Source organism: Maricaulis sp. (genome assembly GCF_017643475.1).
In the GTDB taxonomy this organism is placed as follows: Bacteria; Pseudomonadota; Alphaproteobacteria; order Caulobacterales; family Maricaulaceae; genus Maricaulis.
In genome coordinates, this window is sequence record NZ_JAEPNI010000001.1 from 377,102 (window position 1) to 395,419 (window position 18,318).

6 protein-coding genes are annotated in these 18,318 nt (G+C 62.6%); 3 read left to right on the forward strand and 3 right to left on the reverse strand.

Annotated elements, in window-relative coordinates:
- The first annotated feature begins 12 nt into the window (after positions 1-12).
- From JJ889_RS01900 to JJ889_RS01910, 3 genes are all read left to right on the forward strand, one after another.
- On the forward strand, positions 13-780 hold the full coding sequence (locus tag JJ889_RS01900) for a sugar transferase (protein WP_291891069.1): 768 nt from the start codon (positions 13-15) through the stop codon (positions 778-780).
- 178 nt (positions 781-958) lie between these two features.
- A complete protein-coding gene (locus JJ889_RS01905; protein ID WP_291891070.1) occupies positions 959-13,018 on the forward strand; it encodes an autotransporter outer membrane beta-barrel domain-containing protein in 12,060 nt (4,019 codons plus the stop codon).
- Positions 13,019-13,136: 118 nt separating this feature from the next.
- Entirely contained in the window at positions 13,137-13,721 is a 585-nt protein-coding gene (locus tag JJ889_RS01910; protein ID WP_291891071.1) for a hypothetical protein, read from the forward strand.
- 380 nt (positions 13,722-14,101) lie between these two features.
- Here JJ889_RS01910 and JJ889_RS01915 read toward each other — a convergent pair whose 3' ends face one another.
- From JJ889_RS01915 to JJ889_RS01925, 3 genes are read right to left on the reverse strand one after another with little or no spacing between them, the layout of a single operon-like run.
- Positions 14,102-15,181, reverse strand: coding sequence for a lipocalin-like domain-containing protein (locus tag JJ889_RS01915; protein ID WP_291891072.1), 1,080 nt, complete (start codon positions 15,179-15,181; stop codon positions 14,102-14,104).
- A 3-nt stretch (positions 15,182-15,184) separates the two neighbouring features.
- The gene (locus JJ889_RS01920) at positions 15,185-17,581 is read right to left on the reverse strand and encodes an ABC transporter permease (protein ID WP_291891073.1); all 2,397 of its coding nucleotides are present in this window, start codon (positions 17,579-17,581) and stop codon (positions 15,185-15,187) included.
- A 14-nt stretch (positions 17,582-17,595) separates the two neighbouring features.
- Positions 17,596-18,252 (reverse strand): ABC transporter ATP-binding protein, encoded by a 657-nt coding sequence (locus JJ889_RS01925; protein WP_291891074.1) that lies wholly within the window; start codon positions 18,250-18,252, stop codon positions 17,596-17,598.
- Between the last annotated feature and the right edge of the window lie 66 nt (positions 18,253-18,318).

Genomic DNA, 18,318 nt, shown 5'->3' on the forward strand with positions numbered 1-18,318 from the left:
ACGGGGGTTAAAGTGTACGAGAGACGCGGAAATGAAAGAGGCATGGATCTGGCGGAGACGATCTCCGAACGGATGTCCTATGATCTCGATATTCCCGTCTACGGCGCCGGTGCCTCGCGTGAGGATGTTGCGGACATCGACCGCCGTCCGGCCAACAGCCGCTTCAAGCGTTTTGTCGACCTGGCCCTCTCCATTCCCGCCCTGATTGTTTTGGCACCTTTGCTGGCTCTGGTGGCGTTAGTCATCTGGTGCGCGGATGGGGGCGCGCCGGTCTTTGTTCAGCAGCGCCTGGGTCATAAAGGCAAGGCCTTCCGCTTCTACAAGTTCCGCTCCATGCGGGTCGATGCGGAGGCGCGTCTGGAACAGCTGCTGCGGGATGATGCCAGGGCTGCGCGCGAATGGGCTGAAACCCGCAAGCTGCGCCACGATCCACGTATCACCGCCTTCGGTGAGTTCATTCGTACCTGGAGCATTGACGAGTTGCCTCAGCTGATCAATGTCGTGCGGGGAGACATGTCACTCGTCGGTCCGCGGCCGATCGTCCACGCGTCGGGCACCGAGCTGGATGATACCCAGCTCTATGGCAGCGATATTGCCTTCTACAAGATGGCCCGCCCCGGGTTGACTGGCCTGTGGCAGGTGTCTGGCCGCGCTGAAACGGATTTCTCGGACCGGGTGGCGATGGATATTCAGTATGTTCGCCAATGGTCTGCGGCCTTGGACATCGAGATCGCTCTGAAAACCATTCCGGCGGTGTTGCTCCGTCGCGGTGCTCACTAGATGAATCATAAATAAATCAATGTCTTGATGTGATTTTTTTGGAGGTGTGGCCAAGTGGCCGCATTGACGAATTTCCTTGGTTTGATGCTGGTATTCGTGCTTAGATCTGACCCATGAGGGGTGTCCGCCTGTTGGCGGACGCGTAGTGTTGGCGCCCTGCGCCACGGGGGAGAATCAAGTGTCCAAGGAAAACCGCGTTTCGACCGGCCGCGCGCGCGCCGTTTCTCGTTTGCTTCTGGGTACTTCCATGCACGCGATGGGCATAGCGCTCGCGGGCCTTGGCGCGGCGGCAGTCTTGGCGCCGGCTGCACAGGCGCAGTCCGTCGGTGACCCGGTCACCAACCCCCTCACGGGTGCGACCGAGACAATCGAGGCCGTGCTGGGCTCCAACGTCGTGATGACCAGCAATTACAACATCATCATCATCGCGACCGCGACGGGCCAGACGATTGTCGACCCGACGGCGACTTCGGATACAGCCGGCAGCGCCACGACCTACACCGTCACGGCCATCAACACGAATGCCGGCGGTGACGTCATTTCCTTCACCGCCGAGGATTCTGGCGGCAATTCGGTTTCTTTCGCCTCTGTTACCTCTCGTAGTGGCGATGTGTCCGGTGCGTCCTCGGGCATTGCAGGTGCACCCGGTTCCCCCGCCGGCGCAGTCAACCCGGCCATCCCGGCAGGCAATACCAATGTCTTCACGGATCGGCAGCGCGGTTCCGACGGCTCGGATGGCGATGATGCCTGGGGTGCACGTATCTGCATCATCAAGTGCTTCACGATCGGCGCGAATGGCGATCCGGGTGAGGATGGGGGTGACGGCCCTGACGTCGTTCATACGCTCACTGCCGGTAACAACGGCAATATCGACTCGATCAGCAATGATCTGCCTGGCATCAGCGTGGTCTCGATCGGCGGCGATGGCGGTCAGGGTGGCGACGCCTATGGTTTCGGCTTTCAAGGTTACGAGGGCGGCGAAGGCGGTGTTGGCGGCCTGGTCGATCTGACCAGCTATGTCGATGTCACCACGTCCGGCATCAACTCCCACGGCATATTTGCCATGAGCCGCGCCGGTCGCGGCGGTGATGGCGGTTCCGGCTTCATCTGGTCGGATGGTGGTTCATCCGGCGAAGCGGCCGAAGGCGGCATTGTCAATGTTGCCAACCATGGCGCGATCAGCACCACCGGCGATGGCGCGGTAGGCATCATGGCCATGTCGATGGGTGGCGCATCGGGCGATGCCGGCGACAGTTTCGGAATTGTTGGCGATGCCGACAGTGGCAGCACGGGCGGTAATGGTGCCTCAGTCACGGTCGATAATCACGGCTCCATCATCACGACCGGTGTTGGGGCTGATGGTATTTTCGCGCAAAGCCTGGGCGGGTCCGGCGGTAACTCCGGTTCCTCTGGTGGTATTGTCGCCTTTGGTGGTGGCGGTGGCGGTGCCGGTAATGGCGGCGAGGTCACGGTTACCAACCAGTCCGGCGCGACCATCACCACGCGCGGCGACGAATCCGTAGGTATCACCGCCCAGTCCATTGGCGGCGGTGGTGGCCGCAGCGGTGCGTCCAGTGGTGTTGTGGCCCTGGGTTCAAGCTCAGGCGCCGGCGGCGATGGCGATACCGTTCGTGTTTACAATTATGGTTCTATCTCGACCGGCTCCGATACCCAGAGCAATCTCGGCATTACCGGTGATCGAGCGCACGGCATCCTGGCCCAGTCAATCGGTGGGGGCGGTGGTTCCGCACGCGGCACGGGCGGCCTTGTGGCCGTTGGTGGTGGTGGCGGCTCCGGCGGTGCGGCCAGTAATGTATATGTTCACAATGACGGTCTGATCACGACGATGGGTGAGGGTGCGATGGGCATCCTCATTCAGTCCATCGGCGGCGGTGGCGGCAACGGTTCGAGCTCCGGCGGAATTGCGGCCATCGGCGGCACCGGTGCGGGCGGTGGTTCTGCTTCAGGTGTCTATGTCACCGGTACGGGCACGATTTCGACGACCGGCGTTGATGCACACGGTGTCCTGGCGCAGGCCATCGGTGGTGGCGGCGGTAATGGCGGCACCAGCGGTGGTATCGTTGCCGTGGGCGGCAGCGGTGATGATGGCGGTGATGGCGGTATCGTGAATGTTGCCATGGGCAGTGTCCTCACCGAGGGCGACCGGTCTTTTGGCATCCTCGCCCAGTCGATTGGCGGTGGCGGCGGTAACGGCGCCGCGGGCGGCGGAATTGTCGGTATTGGTGGCTCCGGCACGGGCGGCGGCCTGGGCAATACGGTCACTGTAACGACGTCAGGTCTGATCCAGACGCAGGGCTTCGGAGCAACCGGTATTGTCGCCCAGTCGATCGGCGGCGGCGGTGGTAATGGCGGTGCGGGCGGTGGCATCGTCGCGGTCGGCGGTGGTGGCGGTACGGGCAACCACTCCAATACCGTCACGGTGAACGCCAATGGCAATATCCTGACGACCGGAGAAAACTCCGGCGCCATCCTCGCCCAGTCCGTTGGCGGCGGCGGCGGTAATGGTGGCAGCGCTGTCTCAGGCGGCCTTTTTGCCAGCGTTGCCATCGGCGGCAATGGTGGCGCAGGCGGTGATGGTGGCAGGGTCTCTGTCAATACCGGTGCCGGCTCTGTGATCGAGACGCGTGAAAACGGATCGACGGGTATTTTCGGTCAGTCGGTCGGCGGTGGTGGCGGTAATGGCGGCTATTCCGTATCCGGGTCCATTGGTTTGTTCGGGTCTGTTTCCGTTGCCGTCGGTGGTGATGGCGCGACGGGTGGCGACGGCGGTGTCGTCAGCATGGATATCGACGGGTCGGTCCTGACATTTGGTGACAATGCGCACGCCATTCTCGCCCAGTCCGTGGGCGGCGGCGGCGGTAATGGTGGCCAGAGTTTTGCCGGGTCGGTCAGTGCCGGGCTGGGCGCTTCGGCGTCTGTATCCGTTGCGGTCGGCGGCGATGCGGGGTCGGGCGGCGACGGTGACCATGTCATTGTCTACACGTCCGACACGATCCAGACGAGCGGCAATAACTCCTCCGGTTTGCTGGCGCAATCTATCGGCGGCGGCGGTGGTAATGGCGGCTGGACCGGTACGGCGACGCTGGCCATTTCCGATGGCGCTGCCGTTGGTGTTGGTGTGTCCATGGGTGGTGCCGGCGGCGGCGGTGGCTACGGAAACTCGGTTTATGTCGACTCGACCAGCAATACGATCACGGTCGGGAACAACTCTCACGGCCTTGTCGCCCAGTCCATCGGTGGCGGCGGCGGTAATGGCGGCTTCTCCTTCTCCGGATCGCTGACTGCGGGTGGCGCAGCCGGTATCGGTGTTGATGTCGCCATGGGCGGTGATGGCGGCGCGGGCTCCTATTCCGATGCGGTGACGCTGCACAGTGATGGCATCATCCAGACCTCTGGTGACAATTCCCACGGTCTCTTTGCGCAGTCCGTCGGTGGTGGCGGCGGCAATGGTGGCTGGTCGGCGACGGGCAGTCTCTCCATCGGTGGCACCGCGGGCGTCGGTGTTGGAGTTTCCCTGGGCGGCGATGGCGGCTCTGGCGGCACGGTGCTTGCCGACGTCCTGGTCACGTCCGACGGTGGTGTCTTCACCTTTGGTGATATTTCTCACGGCATCCTGGCCCAGTCCATCGGCGGTGGTGGCGGTAATGGCGGTTTCGCCTTCTCCGGCACGCTCGGTGTGGGTGGAACGGCAGGCGGCGCCGTCAATGTGGCGCTTGGCGGTGACGCTGGCGCCGGCGCGTATGCCAATGACGTAACCGTTCAAGCGACGGATGTGGTCGAGACGACCGGTGACGGCTCTCACGGTATCGCAGCACAGTCCATCGGCGGCGGCGGCGGCAATGGTGGCTGGTCCGCGACCGGCAATATCACTGCGGGCGGCACAGGCGGCGTCGGTGTGGGCGTCTCGATTGGCGGCGGCGGCGGTGCCGGTTCCTATTCGGGCACGGTGACGGTCACCCAGACAGAGCATGTCATCACGCAAGGCGCCGAGTCCCATGGTATCTTAGCCCAGTCCATTGGCGGCGGCGGCGGCAATGGTGGTTTCTCCATCGCAGCCGGAGCCGGATTTGGTGGAACGGTCGGCGGTGCGGTCAACGTTTCGCTCGGTGGTAATGGCGCCATTGGTGGGGACGCCAATCATGTGTCCGTAACTGCAGAAGACGTCGCTACGGCGGGCGACGGTTCCGTCGGTGTTCTCGCGCAGTCCATTGGCGGCGGCGGCGGCAATGGTGGCTTCGCCATCGCAGCCGGAATCGGCGGCGGTGGCACCGTCGGCGGCGCGGTCAATGTCACTATTGGCGGCGGAGCGGGCGATGGTGGAGTCGCGCGCAATGTCACGGTGGTCGTCGAAGATGTCGTCACCCTGGGTGACGACGCAATCGGTGTCCTTGCCCAGTCACTCGGCGGCGGTGGTGGTAATGGCGGTTTCTCCATTGCAGCCGGCGCTGGTGCCGGCGGCACGGTCGGCGGCGCGCTCGGCGTGTCCATCGGCGGCGGCGCGGGTGATGGCGGTTCTGCGGGCGATGTCACGGTCACGACCGATGCGGTCACGACCATGGGAGACGGCTCCCATGGTATTTCCGCCCAGTCGATCGGCGGAGGCGGCGGTAATGGCGGCATGTCCATTTCCGGCGGTCTCAGCTTCGGCCAGCAAGCCGCGACGATCGGAGTGACCATCGGTGGTGGCGGTGGCACCGGCGATACGCCTGGCATCGTTCGGGTGACAGCCAATGAACAGGTCTACACAATGGGCGATGACGCCCACGGCATCCTGGCCCAGTCCATCGGTGGCGGCGGCGGTGATGGCGGTCTGGCCATTTCCGGCTCGATCACAGCGGGCAGCTCGAACGCTGCTGGCATCAACGTCGCGCTTGGCGGAGATGGTGGCGCCGGCTCGGATTCCAACGAGGTCTATGTGACCACGCTGGATACGGTCTACACCGAAGGCGATCGCTCTCACGGCATTCTCGCCCAGTCCATTGGCGGCGGCGGCGGTAATGGCGGCATGTCCATTACCGGTTCGATCACGCTGGCGGGTTCTAATGGTGGTTCCATTGGTGTTTCGCTCGGTGGTGGTGCTGGCGCGGCCAGCAACTCCGATGATGTCACGGTCGATGTGCAGGGCCAGGTCGGCACGGAAGGTGACTTCTCGGTCGGCGTTCTCGCGCAGTCCATCGGTGGCGGAGGCGGTAATGGTGGTGCAGCCATCGCGGGTTCCTTCACCGGTTCGGGTTCCACATCCATCGGCCTGAATTTCGGCCTGGGCGCCGAAGGTGCGATCGGCGGCAATGCGGGTGATGTCTCCCTGACCTCACACGATATCGTTGTGACGCTGGGTGACTATTCCCACGGCCTGGAAGCACAATCCATCGGTGGTGGTGGCGGTAGCGGCGGCTTCGCAATTACCGGTGCGATCAATGCCTCGGGCAATCGCGCACTGGGTGGTGTTCTGGGTATTGGTGGTGATGGCGGCAATGGCGGTGATGCCGGCGGCGTGACCATCGACAATACCGGTGCTGTTTCCACTACCGGTCTGGGCTCCCACGCGATTATCGCTCAGTCCCTGGGTGGTGGCGGTGGTGATGCCGGCTTTGCTGTCTCTGCTGCGGCCAGTTTCGGCGGTGGTTCCACGGTCTATGCAGTGCCCTTCTCCATCGGTGGCGTAGCCTCCAATGGTGGTGATGGCGGCACGGCAGATGTCACCAACCGTTCGACGCTGATGACAGTGGGCGATGGATCCTCCGGTCTTCTGGCGCAGTCGATTGGCGGCGGTGGTGGTAACGGCACGTTTGCCGCAACCGGCTCGGCGACAGTCTTTTCCGGTGGTGCAGCAGCCTCCTTTGGTATTGGTGGCCTGGCGGGCGGCAATGGTGGCACGGCTGATGCGGTCACGGTCGATAACTCCGGCACAATCTACACCCAAGGCGACAGTTCCATGGGTATCGGCGCCCAGTCCATCGGTGGCGGCGGCGGTAATGGCCACTACTCGCTGGGCGTCGCGGTTGGCGCAGGCAATACCGGCGTGATCCCGGTCTGGGGCTTCAAGATGGGTGGCAATGGTGGTTCCGGTGGAACTTCCTCCACGGTTGATGTCACCAATTCCGCGCAGATCGGCACGCAGGGTAGCGGTTCTCACGGAATCTTCGCCCAGTCCATCGGTGGCGGCGGCGGTAATGGCGGTTGGGCGGGCGCAGTGTCTGTCACCGACGGTTCACGTGCTTATACCGCATCGGTCGCGATTGGCGGCGATGGTGGCGACGGAGGTGTTTCCGGCGCTGTCACGGTCGACAACACCGCGGTCATCGGCACGCTGGGCAATGACGCCCACGGCGTCCTCGCCCAGTCTATCGGCGGCGGTGGCGGTAATGGCGGATTCGCATTTGCCATCTCTGGATCTGCGGGCTCGAATGCGGGTGCACTTGGTGTCGCGCTGGGCGGCAATGCTGGCACGGGTAATGATTCCGACACGGTCCAGGTGGACAATACCCAGACCATCACCACGCAGGGTCTTAATGCTTCCGGCATCGCAGCCCAGTCTGTTGGTGGCGGCGGCGGTAATGGTGGATTTGCCGTGTCCGGTGCAATCGCTGTCGGTTCCACCGCGAACACGGCCTCCGTTGCCCTGGGCGGCAATGGCGGCACGGGCGGTGATGCACAGGCGGTCACGGTCAATAATTCCGGCGATATCGGCACGCTGCTTGATGGCGGTCGTGGTATCCTTGCGCAGTCCGTTGGTGGCGGCGGCGGTACGGGTGGTTTCTCGATTACCGGATCCGTTGCGCTTGCGGGCAGCAATAGCCCGCTTGCGGCCAGCGTGGGCGTTGGCGGCACCGGCGGTACAGGCGGAATCGCGCGTGATGTCTCCGTCACCAATGACGGTCTGATTGTCACTTCGGGTGGCCAGGCTCAGGGTATCTTGGCGCAGTCCATCGGTGGTGGCGGCGGTACCGGCGGCTGGACGGGTTCGCTCGCCTTTGCTGTCGGCAATTCGACATATACGGCCTCCGTTGGCGTCGGCGGCGATGGTGGCAACGGCGGCAATGCCGGCGCGGTCTCGGTCAACAATAACGGCATCATCTCCACGACAGGCAATGACAGTTCCGGCATTACGGCCCAGTCGGTCGGCGGCGGTGGCGGTACGGGCGGGTTTGCCCTGTCCGGGACCGGTGCAGGCGCCAGCCAGGCGGCCAATTCTGCCAATGTCACAGTCGGTGGCCAGGGTGGAGCGGCTGGAGATGCGTCCGATGTGACCATCTCCGGTGCGGCTGCGGTCATGACCCAGGGCGACCGCTCCCACGGTATTCATGGCCAGTCCACTGGTGGTGGCGGCGGTAATGGCGGCTGGACGGGTAATCTGTCCGGAGCCTTCTCCGGCTCCAATGCGCGCACGATCAATGTTGGTATCGGTGGCGATGGTGCAGGCGGCGGTGATGCCGGCAATGTCACAATCAGCCAGTCCGACACGGTCTCCACGAATGGCGCGGGCGCTCACGGCGTCTTTGCCCAGTCGATCGGCGGCGGTGGCGGTGATGGCGGTTTCTCGATCGCGGGTACGCTGACGGGCGGTTCCAACTCCACCACGCTGGGCGTGACACTTGGCGGATCCGGTGGTGCAGCCGGCAGCGCGGGCACGGCATCCGTTACCAGTACGGGGGATGCCGTCGTCACGGTGGGGCACGCTTCGCACGGCCTGTTCGCACAATCTCTCGGCGGCGGTGGTGGTAATGGCGGTTTCGCCGGTACCTTCTCCGGTGCACTGACCTCGTCGAACACCGTGTCGCTGGGCGTATCGCTGGGCGGTGACGGTGCCGGCGGTGGTGCCGGTAATACTGCGACCGTCAACTCGACCTCCGATATCGGCACCAGCGGTAATGTCTCCCACGGCATCATGGCGCAGTCGGTTGGCGGCGGCGGCGGCAATGGCGGCGCGACCTATACGGCGTCCTTCTCCGCAGCGAACTCCAAAAGTCTCAATATATCCCTCGGTGGTACGGGCGGAATCGCCGGCGCCGGCGGTGCTGTCAACGTCACCCAGGACGGTGTCATCCTGACATCAGGTGCCGCTTCCTACGGTATTTTCGCGCAGTCTGTTGGCGGCGGTGGTGGCCAGGGCGGTTATGCGGGCAATCTCTCGCTGACCGGTTCCAATTCCACATCGGTCGACCTGTCGCTTGGCGGTGACGCCGGCGATGGCAGTACTGGCGGAAATGTCTCGGTTGACCTGTCCGGCGTGGTCCAGACCAGCGGCGAGGCCTCGCACGGCGTCTTCGCGCAGTCTGTCGGCGGCGGTGGCGGCCAGGGCGGCATGGTCGGTGTGGATGAAGACACGTTTGGCGCTTTCCTGACCGGTTCGACATCAGGCAGCGTGGGTACCAATTCCAACAGTATCAACGTCTCTGTGGGTGGTGCCGGTGGTGCTGGTAATTCCGGTGGTTCGGTGACGGTCAACTCGGCTGCGACTATCCTGACCATGGGAGACCAGGCGGTCGGCGTATACGCCCAGTCCATTGGTGGCGGTGGCGGTGATGGCGGGGTCGGCTTTGCCACGTCCGGGTCGTTCGGCAAGGGCAATAACGGCGATTACGCCATCGGAATTGGTGGTTCAGGCGGTACCGGTAGTGTCGGTGGCTCGGTTGATGTGACCAATACCGGTACCGTTGTAACACTCGGTGGTGCCGCTCACGGTGTCTTCGCCCAGTCGGTCGGCGGCGGCGGTGGTCGCGGTGGCGATGCCGGCGGCTTTGTCACGTCCTACAATTCCACAGACAATGCGGGCACACGTGATACCCAGGTCTCAGTGTCCATGGGTGGCTCTGGCGGCACCGGTGGTGATGGTGGTTCAGTTACCGTCGACAACCAGGGTGCAATCGGTGTCAGCGGCGAGATGTCCAACGGAATCTTCGCCCAGTCCGTCGGTGGCGGTGGTGGTGAAGGCGGTCTGGTGTCCCAGTCCGGCGAGCTTGTAAAAACCTGGCTTGGCTTCATCTCAAACGATGAAAACCGCGCGGCCTCGATCAATATCGGTGGTTCCGGTGGAGCTGCGGGTGACGGCGGTGATGTTGTTGTCACCAACAGCGGCGTCATCCTCGCGGACAATGCGCGCAGCGGCTATGGCATCTTTGCCCAGTCCGTTGGCGGTGGTGGCGGTGTCGGCGGGTCCGGCCTCGCTGGCAATGTCGCCGTTGGTGGTGCTGGCGGTGCGGCCGGTGATGGCGGCAATGTCACCATCGACAATAGCGGCATGGTCATGACGACCGGCTCCAATGCCTATGGCATTTTCGCCCAGTCCATCGGTGGCGGTGGCGGCGTTGGAGGCGCGACCGATTATGACGACAGCAATGACAGCCGGACAGCTCTCGGCGCGACGATCCAGACGGCTGCCGATCTGACCGAGTTCTACCAGCTGCTCGACAGCTTCAATAATCCGTCTCTGACGCTGAATATCGGCGGTCGGGGTGGTGCAGCCGGTGATGGTGGTGACATCAACATCACCAATTCCGGCTCGATCCACACAACGGGTGATGGAGCGCATGGCATCATGGCCCAGTCGATCGGTGGCGGCGGCGGTGTTGGCGGTGCCGGCTCCGTAGGTGCCTGGGGCGATGTGACGATCTCAGGTATTGGCGGCTCGGCCGGCGATGGCGGTGACATCAACATCACCCATGTCGGCGATATCACTACGGAAGGCTTTGGTGCCTATGGTATCTTTGCTCAGTCTATCGGTGGTGGCGGTGGTGCCGCCGGAGACTATTCCTTCGGCTTTGGAACCTACACGACCAATGTCGGGCTGAACCCGTTCTCTGGCGGTGACGGCGATGGTGGTGACATCACGATCCGCACCAATGGCAATATCAATATCCGCGGCTTTGGCGCGACGGGTATCTTTGCCCAGTCCGTTGGTGGCGGGGGTGGTTTGCTGGGTAATTTCGGCTCACAGCTGGGATCGCTTGGCAGTTTCCTTGGTGCTGGTACGGCCGGTGAAGTGAACATCATCCACACCGGTGATGTGATCGTTCCCGACGTCAATGGTGTGGCTGTCCTTCTGCAGTCGGATGCGCGTGATGGTACGGATGATCTGAGCATCACCCTCGATAGCGATATCCGAGGTGGTTCCGTGTTCGGCCTGGGTGTCTTCTTTGACGGCGGCGCCAACAATGTCCTCAACACGGGCGGTACCCTGTCTGCCGTGTCTGGCCAGGCGATCACGATGACGACAGGCAATGACACGGTGAACAACACCGGCTGGGTCGTCGGCAATATCGATCTGGGGTCGGGGCTGAACGCCTTCAACAACCAGCTCGATTCAACCTTCATGGCCTTCACCACGATCGATCTGGGTGGTCCGCAGCCGAACGCTCCGCAGGAGCCACTGACGGTTGTCACCGGCGACAAGGGTCTGGTCCAGGTTCAAGACACAGTCGCGACAGTTTCCAGCGACAAGCCGCTGTTGATGGTTCAGGACAGCTCCGTGCCAGCCGTTCCGACGTCGGGTCTGCTCATGACCAATAACAAGGGTACGGTCCAAGTTCAGGATATCCAGGGCGTCGCTGCCAGCAACGACAAGGGGTATGTCACGGTTCAGGATGGTCTGACCACAGCGTCCGCGAATGCGATCACGCTTCCGGATACGGTCCAGGTCCAGCGTGAGCTGACCGCGTCTGCTCCGGCAGTCTCGGGTGGTACCTTCACTAACGAAGGCACCTTCCTGATGGGACTTTCGGCGACGACCCGTCCGATTGACCTGCGTGCTGGCGAGACCTTCTACAATCTCGATGCCGACGGCGATCCGCTCTACAACATCTTCTACGGTGCACGGGTGGTGAACCAGGTCGCCCTGAACGGTGACTATGTCCAGACGGCCGACGGTCACCTGGTCTTTGATGTGGCTTATGGTCCGTATGACTATGACCATGTCACACTCACCGGTGATGTGACGGTCGATGGCACCGGTGATGTGACCTTCATCTGGCTGTCCGACAATGATCCGACTCCGCTTTTCACCTCCACGGGTGGAACGGCGACGAATAATGGTCTGGAAATCACCGATACGCTGGCTGTGGACTTCTCGGTCCGCGCAGAAGCCAATCGCATCATGCTCGATATCGAGACGGACTTTGGTGCCGTGGACGGTCTTAACCGCAATGAGCGCTCACTGGGTGCTCATATGGACTCCAATCTGGATGTCGGTGGAGCGGAAGGCACGGGGCGCCTGCTGGCCTGGCTCGGTAATCTCCAGGATCCGGACCTGTACAAATACATCATGACGGAGCTGAACCCGGAGCCGCACATCGCCGTGCTGCAGGGTCTGACCAATACCAGCCTGTCCTTCTCTGATGATCTCATCAATTGCGGCACGCCGTCCTCGATGCGTTCGGAAGAAGAGTGCAACTGGTCGCGCATGGATGTGGGCACGGCGGATCGTGATCGTTCCTTCGAACGCTTCTCGACCCAGGCGGATACCTTCTCTGTCCGCGCAGGCTTCCAGCGTCCGATCAATGATACCTGGAACGCCGGTGCGGCGATCGGGTATGAGTCCGTGAACTATCACGACATTGATGGAACCCGTGCCGGAACCAATGGCGAAGGTGTGACGCTTGGTGCCACGATCAATCGCGACTTCCACGGTGGAGGTATTTTCGCAGCCACGCTCAGTGGTGGCTGGATGAAGTATGACACTGTGCGTCTGATCAATGTCTTCGAGCCGCAGATTGCCGAGAGCAGTCCGGAAGCCGGTTATGTGGACCTGCGGGTCCGCTCCGGTTTGATGACGGAGTTCGACAACGGCTTCTACATCCTCCCGCGTGCGGATCTGAGCTTCACCAATCTCATCCACAACGGTTTCCACGAGACCGGTGCTGACGGTATCGGCATGCGGTCCGGTGGCGATAGTGACTGGATGATCATCGGTAGCCCGGCCGTGGAGTTCGGCTGGACCCGCGAGTACGAGGATGGTCGTGAATTCCGGGCCAGCGCGACCTTTGGCGGTCGTCTGCATTCGGATGATTATCTCGGACTGCCGATGAGCTTCGCTGAAGCGCCTGCGGGTGTGATCCCGGCGATGATCGAAACCCAGATCGACCAGGAAATGTACACCTTCGATGCGGGTTTCGAGTTTATCCAGGGCGACCGGGTGAACCTCTCCTTCAGCTATCGTGGCGAATACGGAGAGACCAGCGACAACCACCAAGCCGGCTTCCAGCTCGGCGTACGGTTCTAGGTCCCGGTCCTGGTTCTAAAAGAAGGGGCGGGAGATCAGATCTCCCGCCCCTTTTCAATTGACTGAGTGGCGTCGGTCGAGAATGATCCGCCCATGTCTGACACCACATGACAGGTTCTTGCGCGCCGCGATTTCTTCCATGCGGATGATCGTGGACCGCGAGGACAATCAGGCCGACGCCTCGAAAAGCCAAACAGATGAGCCCCCGGCACAACTTCAGGAAAAGCGGTTTCTAACGGTTCATGAAAATCATGAAGCCGTTGAGTATGGAGCTCTTGTGGAGCTTCTCGACGAGGGCAGGCGTCTACCGTCGCCCCCAGACCTGAGCTCGATGACCTCGACGTTGAAGCCTCACCAGAAAGAAGGTGTGGGCTGGATGAGGTCGGTACTCCATGTTGGCCTCCCTGATGTGTTGCTTGCCGACGATATAGGGCTCAGAAAACCAATCCGCCGTCCTGGCCGAATGACGTCAGCTTGCGGCTTGAATACGAGCCGTTCCGCGTCTGTCGAGACTGCAGTGTCAGAGGAACTTGGCCTTGAGCGCAACGTAGCGGTTTCGTCGCCCCCACAGATGCGTAATCCGTTCAAATATTTCAAGACTTATCCCGCGATCATCCGCCATGCGATGATGATGTATGTCCCCTCCCGGGATGGCTTGAAACTTCACAGTGCTCCGTTGGCAATGTCGCCGCTCGAGCCCTAACGCGCCTTCACCGCCTCAGACGGCAGGTTTTGCACCTTATCAAGTCCGCAACAGCAAAGCAGCACGCCGCACCCGTGCGCCAGCAGACATGCGGCGCCTTGCCGCGCCTTGTTCGGTGAGCCGATCACCCGAGCGAACCGTAAACCTTGTGAAAGGCAAATTCTCCAAGGGGTACTGCTCGTGAATAGATCTGATCGCGAAATCCTAGCATCTCTTATGAACGCACAGGCCATTGAGCTTTCCGCTGCCGGCGCAGTCGCGCTTGCGAAAGGGCTCCGTCGCCGAGCCCGGCGCGTCGCTGACGATGTCCGCGCGTCGATGGAAACTTGGGGAGCGGCACCGCGGCCGGCTCTGGTTCGCGTAGCTCGCGAAACGCGTCGCTAGTCGCCATAGCCGGTCATTTCCAGATAGCCGCCTCCGGCATGGCTGCCGGTCACTGAGACCGGGCCCTCCCAGTAAGAAAACAGGGTCTGCATCCAGCTATGCGAGTTCACGGCGGCGATTTCGACGTCGAGATGTCGTGCGGGCAGTTCGACCCTCCAGCGCACCGGAATTTGCCGGCCGGCGACCTCGGCTGTTTCCAATGCTGTCATCGACAGCGCGCCGTCCTCGAATGCCGTGGGCGTTCCGTCCGGTGTGATCCAGCTTGCGGCGGTGTAGACGCTTCCATCGCTCTGGCGCAGCTGGAAGCCCATGACTTTATCGCCGCTGTCGAGATGAAACGACACCCAGTCCCAACCGAGCTGGGTCTCTGATAGAGGCTGTGAGGAATATTCCCGATCGAGCCAGGCCTGACCGGTCACTTCAACCTCGCCCTCCGGCAAGTCCAGCGTTCCGGTCACCTGATAGAAGGGCTGGGAGTAGTAATAGCTGGCCTGGCCATCTGCCGACTTCACCGAGAAGCCGCTATCGCCTTGGAAGACTAGCGGTCCATTGGCATCCAGGGCGAATGCGTAGGCGAAATCCTCACCGCGCGCGCTCAAATCGAGCGCGGCCAGGGCGTCGGCATTGGCCTCCAACCGGTCCGGCGCGCTGCGCATCGACCATTCATCGATGAAGGCCTGGAAGGGGGTCGCCTCGACGCCTGCCACGCCGAGCCCGCCGCGCGCCAGGCGTTCAGCATAATGGTGTGCGCTGGGGGTGGTGATGGCCGCGTGGCCCATCCAAAGCTGCGGCGTTTCCCAGCCTTGAGCGTCATGCGGCTGTAGAGCCGACCGGAACAGGGTCCATTGTGCGCCGTATTGCGTGCCGTCTGCATCTTCGAGCACGGCGGTGAGATACCACCATTCGATACGGTAAGCGGGATGGGCGCCGTGATCCTCCGGGAAGCGAAAGCGTGGATTTGGCCGCGGTGCCGTAAATCCGTCGACTTCCGTGCCCAAGCCCGCAAAGCCCTGGCCCGCGGCCGGAGCGGATTGAAGCGCTAGAAGTGCGATGAGAATGGCGGCGAGGCGACTCATGGCTCAACGTTCCTGCGCGAAGATCTGAAGGAATTCCCGTGGCGGGCGTTTGAGCAGGCTGCGGGCGGGCAGAAGCGCGGCGATAAAGGCCGCAAGAACGGCCAGCGCAGCGAGGATAAGCCAGTCAAACGGGAAAAGGTGCATTGGCAGGCGCCAGCCAAACGCTTCGACATTCACGACCGACAGCAGGATCCACGCCAGCAGCAGGCCGGTTGGCAATGCGATCAGCCAGGTCATCAGCGCAAGAATGCCGGCGCGAACAACTTCCAAACGGGCCAGGCTTGCCCGGCTCAGACCGAGTGCCCAGACCGGCGCGAGCTGAGGCAGGCGCATCGAGGCCAGAGTTGCGAGGCTCGCGAACATGGCGAAGGCGGCAACAGAAAGCGTCAGCACGTTGAGCGCAGCCGTTACCGCGAAGGTGCGCTCGAAGACGGACAATGAAAACGCTTTGACTTGAGCTTGATCAACGACGCCATTGGTGGGCAGGTCGAACTCGGAACGGATCGCTTGCGCCAGGGCCGGCGCGTCCTCAGGTGGTACGCGAAGCCCGTATCGAAGGCGTGTGACGCGATCGCCAAAGCGCGCAGTCAGGGTGTCGAGGCCGATGATCGCTTGCGCGTTTGGATTCCCATAGTCGGAGTAGACGCCGACGAGGATCAGCGGCGTACCCGACCCAAGCTGGACAGAGTCGCCCAGCTGTAGACCGAGGTTGCGCCAGGCCTGTTCGTTAACGAGTACCCCGTTACCCGCCGCGACGGCGTCCCAAGCCGCGTTCATAGCCACCAGCAAGGGCCAGTGACCGCGGTAGGTCGAATGGTCGACAACGCCGAAGACTTCGCCGCGCCGGCCGGCGATCTCGGTATCAGCACTCCAGATTGGCAGGATAGCGTCGGTGCGAGGCTCTAGCCATTCGAAGACGCGTTGTGATTGGGCGTCGTCACGGGTCGTCACATAAAGCTCGGCGGCCAGGCGTTGATCGAGCCAACCCTCGAAGGTCAACCGGAAGCTCGATACCATGGTCCCCACGCCGATATTCGTGGCCAAGGCCAGCATCAATGCCATCAAGGCCAGAGATAGGCCGGGTAGTTGTTGGCGGGTGTCGGCCAGGAACCACTCCGCGATCGGTCCGCGCGCGAAGCGTTGGCTGAGGCGCAAAGCGAGGGCGAGCGCTGTCGGAAGGAGCAGTGCAGCGCCAACGAGAAGGCAGGCAAGGAGCGCAAACCCCGCGAGAATGCCCGAGAAAACTTGTGGAATGCTCACCGCTGCGGCGAGCATTCCAAGCGCGGCTACAGCCTGATGAACGAACCGGCGAGCCGACGCCAACGCCCAAGCGCGGGGCTGTGCGGATGCAAGCAAGGGGAGGCGCGCTGCGCGCCGGATAGATAGCGCAGTTGCAGAAAGCGCACCGAGCACGGCGATCGCAAAACCGGAAAGCCACCATTCAGGTCGAATCGCGAGCTCGCCGGACACGCCTGCTCCGTAAAGGCCGCGCAGTGTTGCGGCGACGCCGGGCAAGAGCGCACTTGCAACGAAATAGCCCAGGATCACGCCGGTTGCGCCGGCAAGGAGCGCGAGAACAATCGCCTCAATGATCAATGCAATAACGATAGCCGAGACCGGCGTGCCCAGCGCGCGCAGGGTTCTCAGTGTGGCCCGACGCTGCTCGAACGCGAGTCCGATCGCGGCGTAGACGATGAAAAGTCCCACGGCAAAGGAGAGAAAGCCAAATGCGGTCAGGTTCAGGTGAAAACTACCGGTGAGCTGTGCGACTTCGCCGCCGCCAGAGCTGGTGCTTCGCTCCAGCTCTGGCACGAGCGTGTTGAGCGGTGTTGCTCCCGTTCGCGCGAGTGTGTCAACGAGGATGCGGTCCACCTGATCACCGCGATCCAGAAAGCGTGCAGCAACGGCGATATCCGTGATGATTTCGCCGCGCGGGACCGCGGCGCTGGCGCGAACAAGCGGCAAGTTGTTCGCCGCCGAGTTTAACAGTGCAGCGGTCTCTGGCGCGACGAGCAAAAGGCCTGGCGGCGTTAGAAATTCCAACCCGATCGCCTGATCGTTCGACACGGCGGCCGTATCGCCGCCAGGCGCACTTAGAGGCTCCACTCCGCGAAGCAGAAATCGCTCGCCGGCAGCCTCAAACTCACCCTCGATGACGGGGGATGCCGCCCAACCGTCCCGGCGCAGGCGGGCCCAGGTCGAGGTTGAGATGCCGCCGGTCGGCGATGTGAGCACGATTACGCTTCCGCCGCCGAGCGTTGCGCTGGCCTCATCGTAGCTGGCGCGCGCTTCGGCATTGATGGCCTGAACGCTTGTCCAAAGCGCCGTCGCGAGGCCGAGGCCCATGATGAGCGTCGCGAGCTGGCCCGGCTTGCGGCGCCAGTGCGAAAGCAATGCCATGAGCGCCGTTCCCGTCACGAGAGCTGCCCTCCGGTGAGATGCGCGCGCCTAGAAAGGCGGTCCGCGGCACTTACCGAGTGCGTCGCCATCACGAGCGCCGTGCCAGCATCGGCGCACAGCTCGAGCATGAGATCGAGCACGTCGGCGCTGGTTGCCTCATCCAGATTGCCCGTCGGTTCATCTGCCAGCAGCAGTGCTGGCTTAGCTGCGAGCGCACGGCCGACGGCGACGCGTTGCTGCTGGCCTCCCGAGATTTGCTCAGGGTAGCGTGAAAGGAAATCCGTGAGTCCAAGCCGCGTGGCGAGCATGTCGACCCAGGCAGCATCGTATTTGCCGGCTAGGCGGGCCTGAAGCGCGAGGTTTCCGGCGACCCTCAGGGAAGGAACCAAGTTGAATTGCTGGAAGACGAGGCCGATCGCATCGCGTCGCCGCGCGGCGCGTCCGGTGTCATCAAGGGTTGTAATGGTTTCGCCGTTCAGCGCGATCTCGCCAGCGTCCGGCCTATCCAGAAGGCCGATTAGATGCAGGAGCGTGCTTTTCCCTGAGCCGGACTCCCCGGTGATCGCAAGGCTTTCTCCCTCCGCGAGGCTCAGGCTAACATTCTGAAAGATACGTTGCCGCGATGCGCCGCTTCCATATGATTTTTCAATCCTGTCGACTTTGAGCAGCATGCGCCTTCCTCTTCAGGTCATAACCTAGCATCGCGTGGCGGCTCTGACAGAGCGGGCCTGCCAACT

What these genes read in the sequence shown, in the direction of transcription:
- JJ889_RS01915 (WP_291891072.1), bottom strand. Translation starts at nt 15,181, where the DNA reads ATGAGTCGCCTCGCCGCCATTCTCATCGCACTTCTAGCGCTTCAATCC.
- JJ889_RS01920 (WP_291891073.1), bottom strand. Translation starts at nt 17,581, where the DNA reads ATGGCATTGCTTTCGCACTGGCGCCGCAAGCCGGGCCAGCTCGCGACG.
- JJ889_RS01925 (WP_291891074.1), bottom strand. Translation starts at nt 18,252, where the DNA reads ATGCTGCTCAAAGTCGACAGGATTGAAAAATCATATGGAAGCGGCGCA.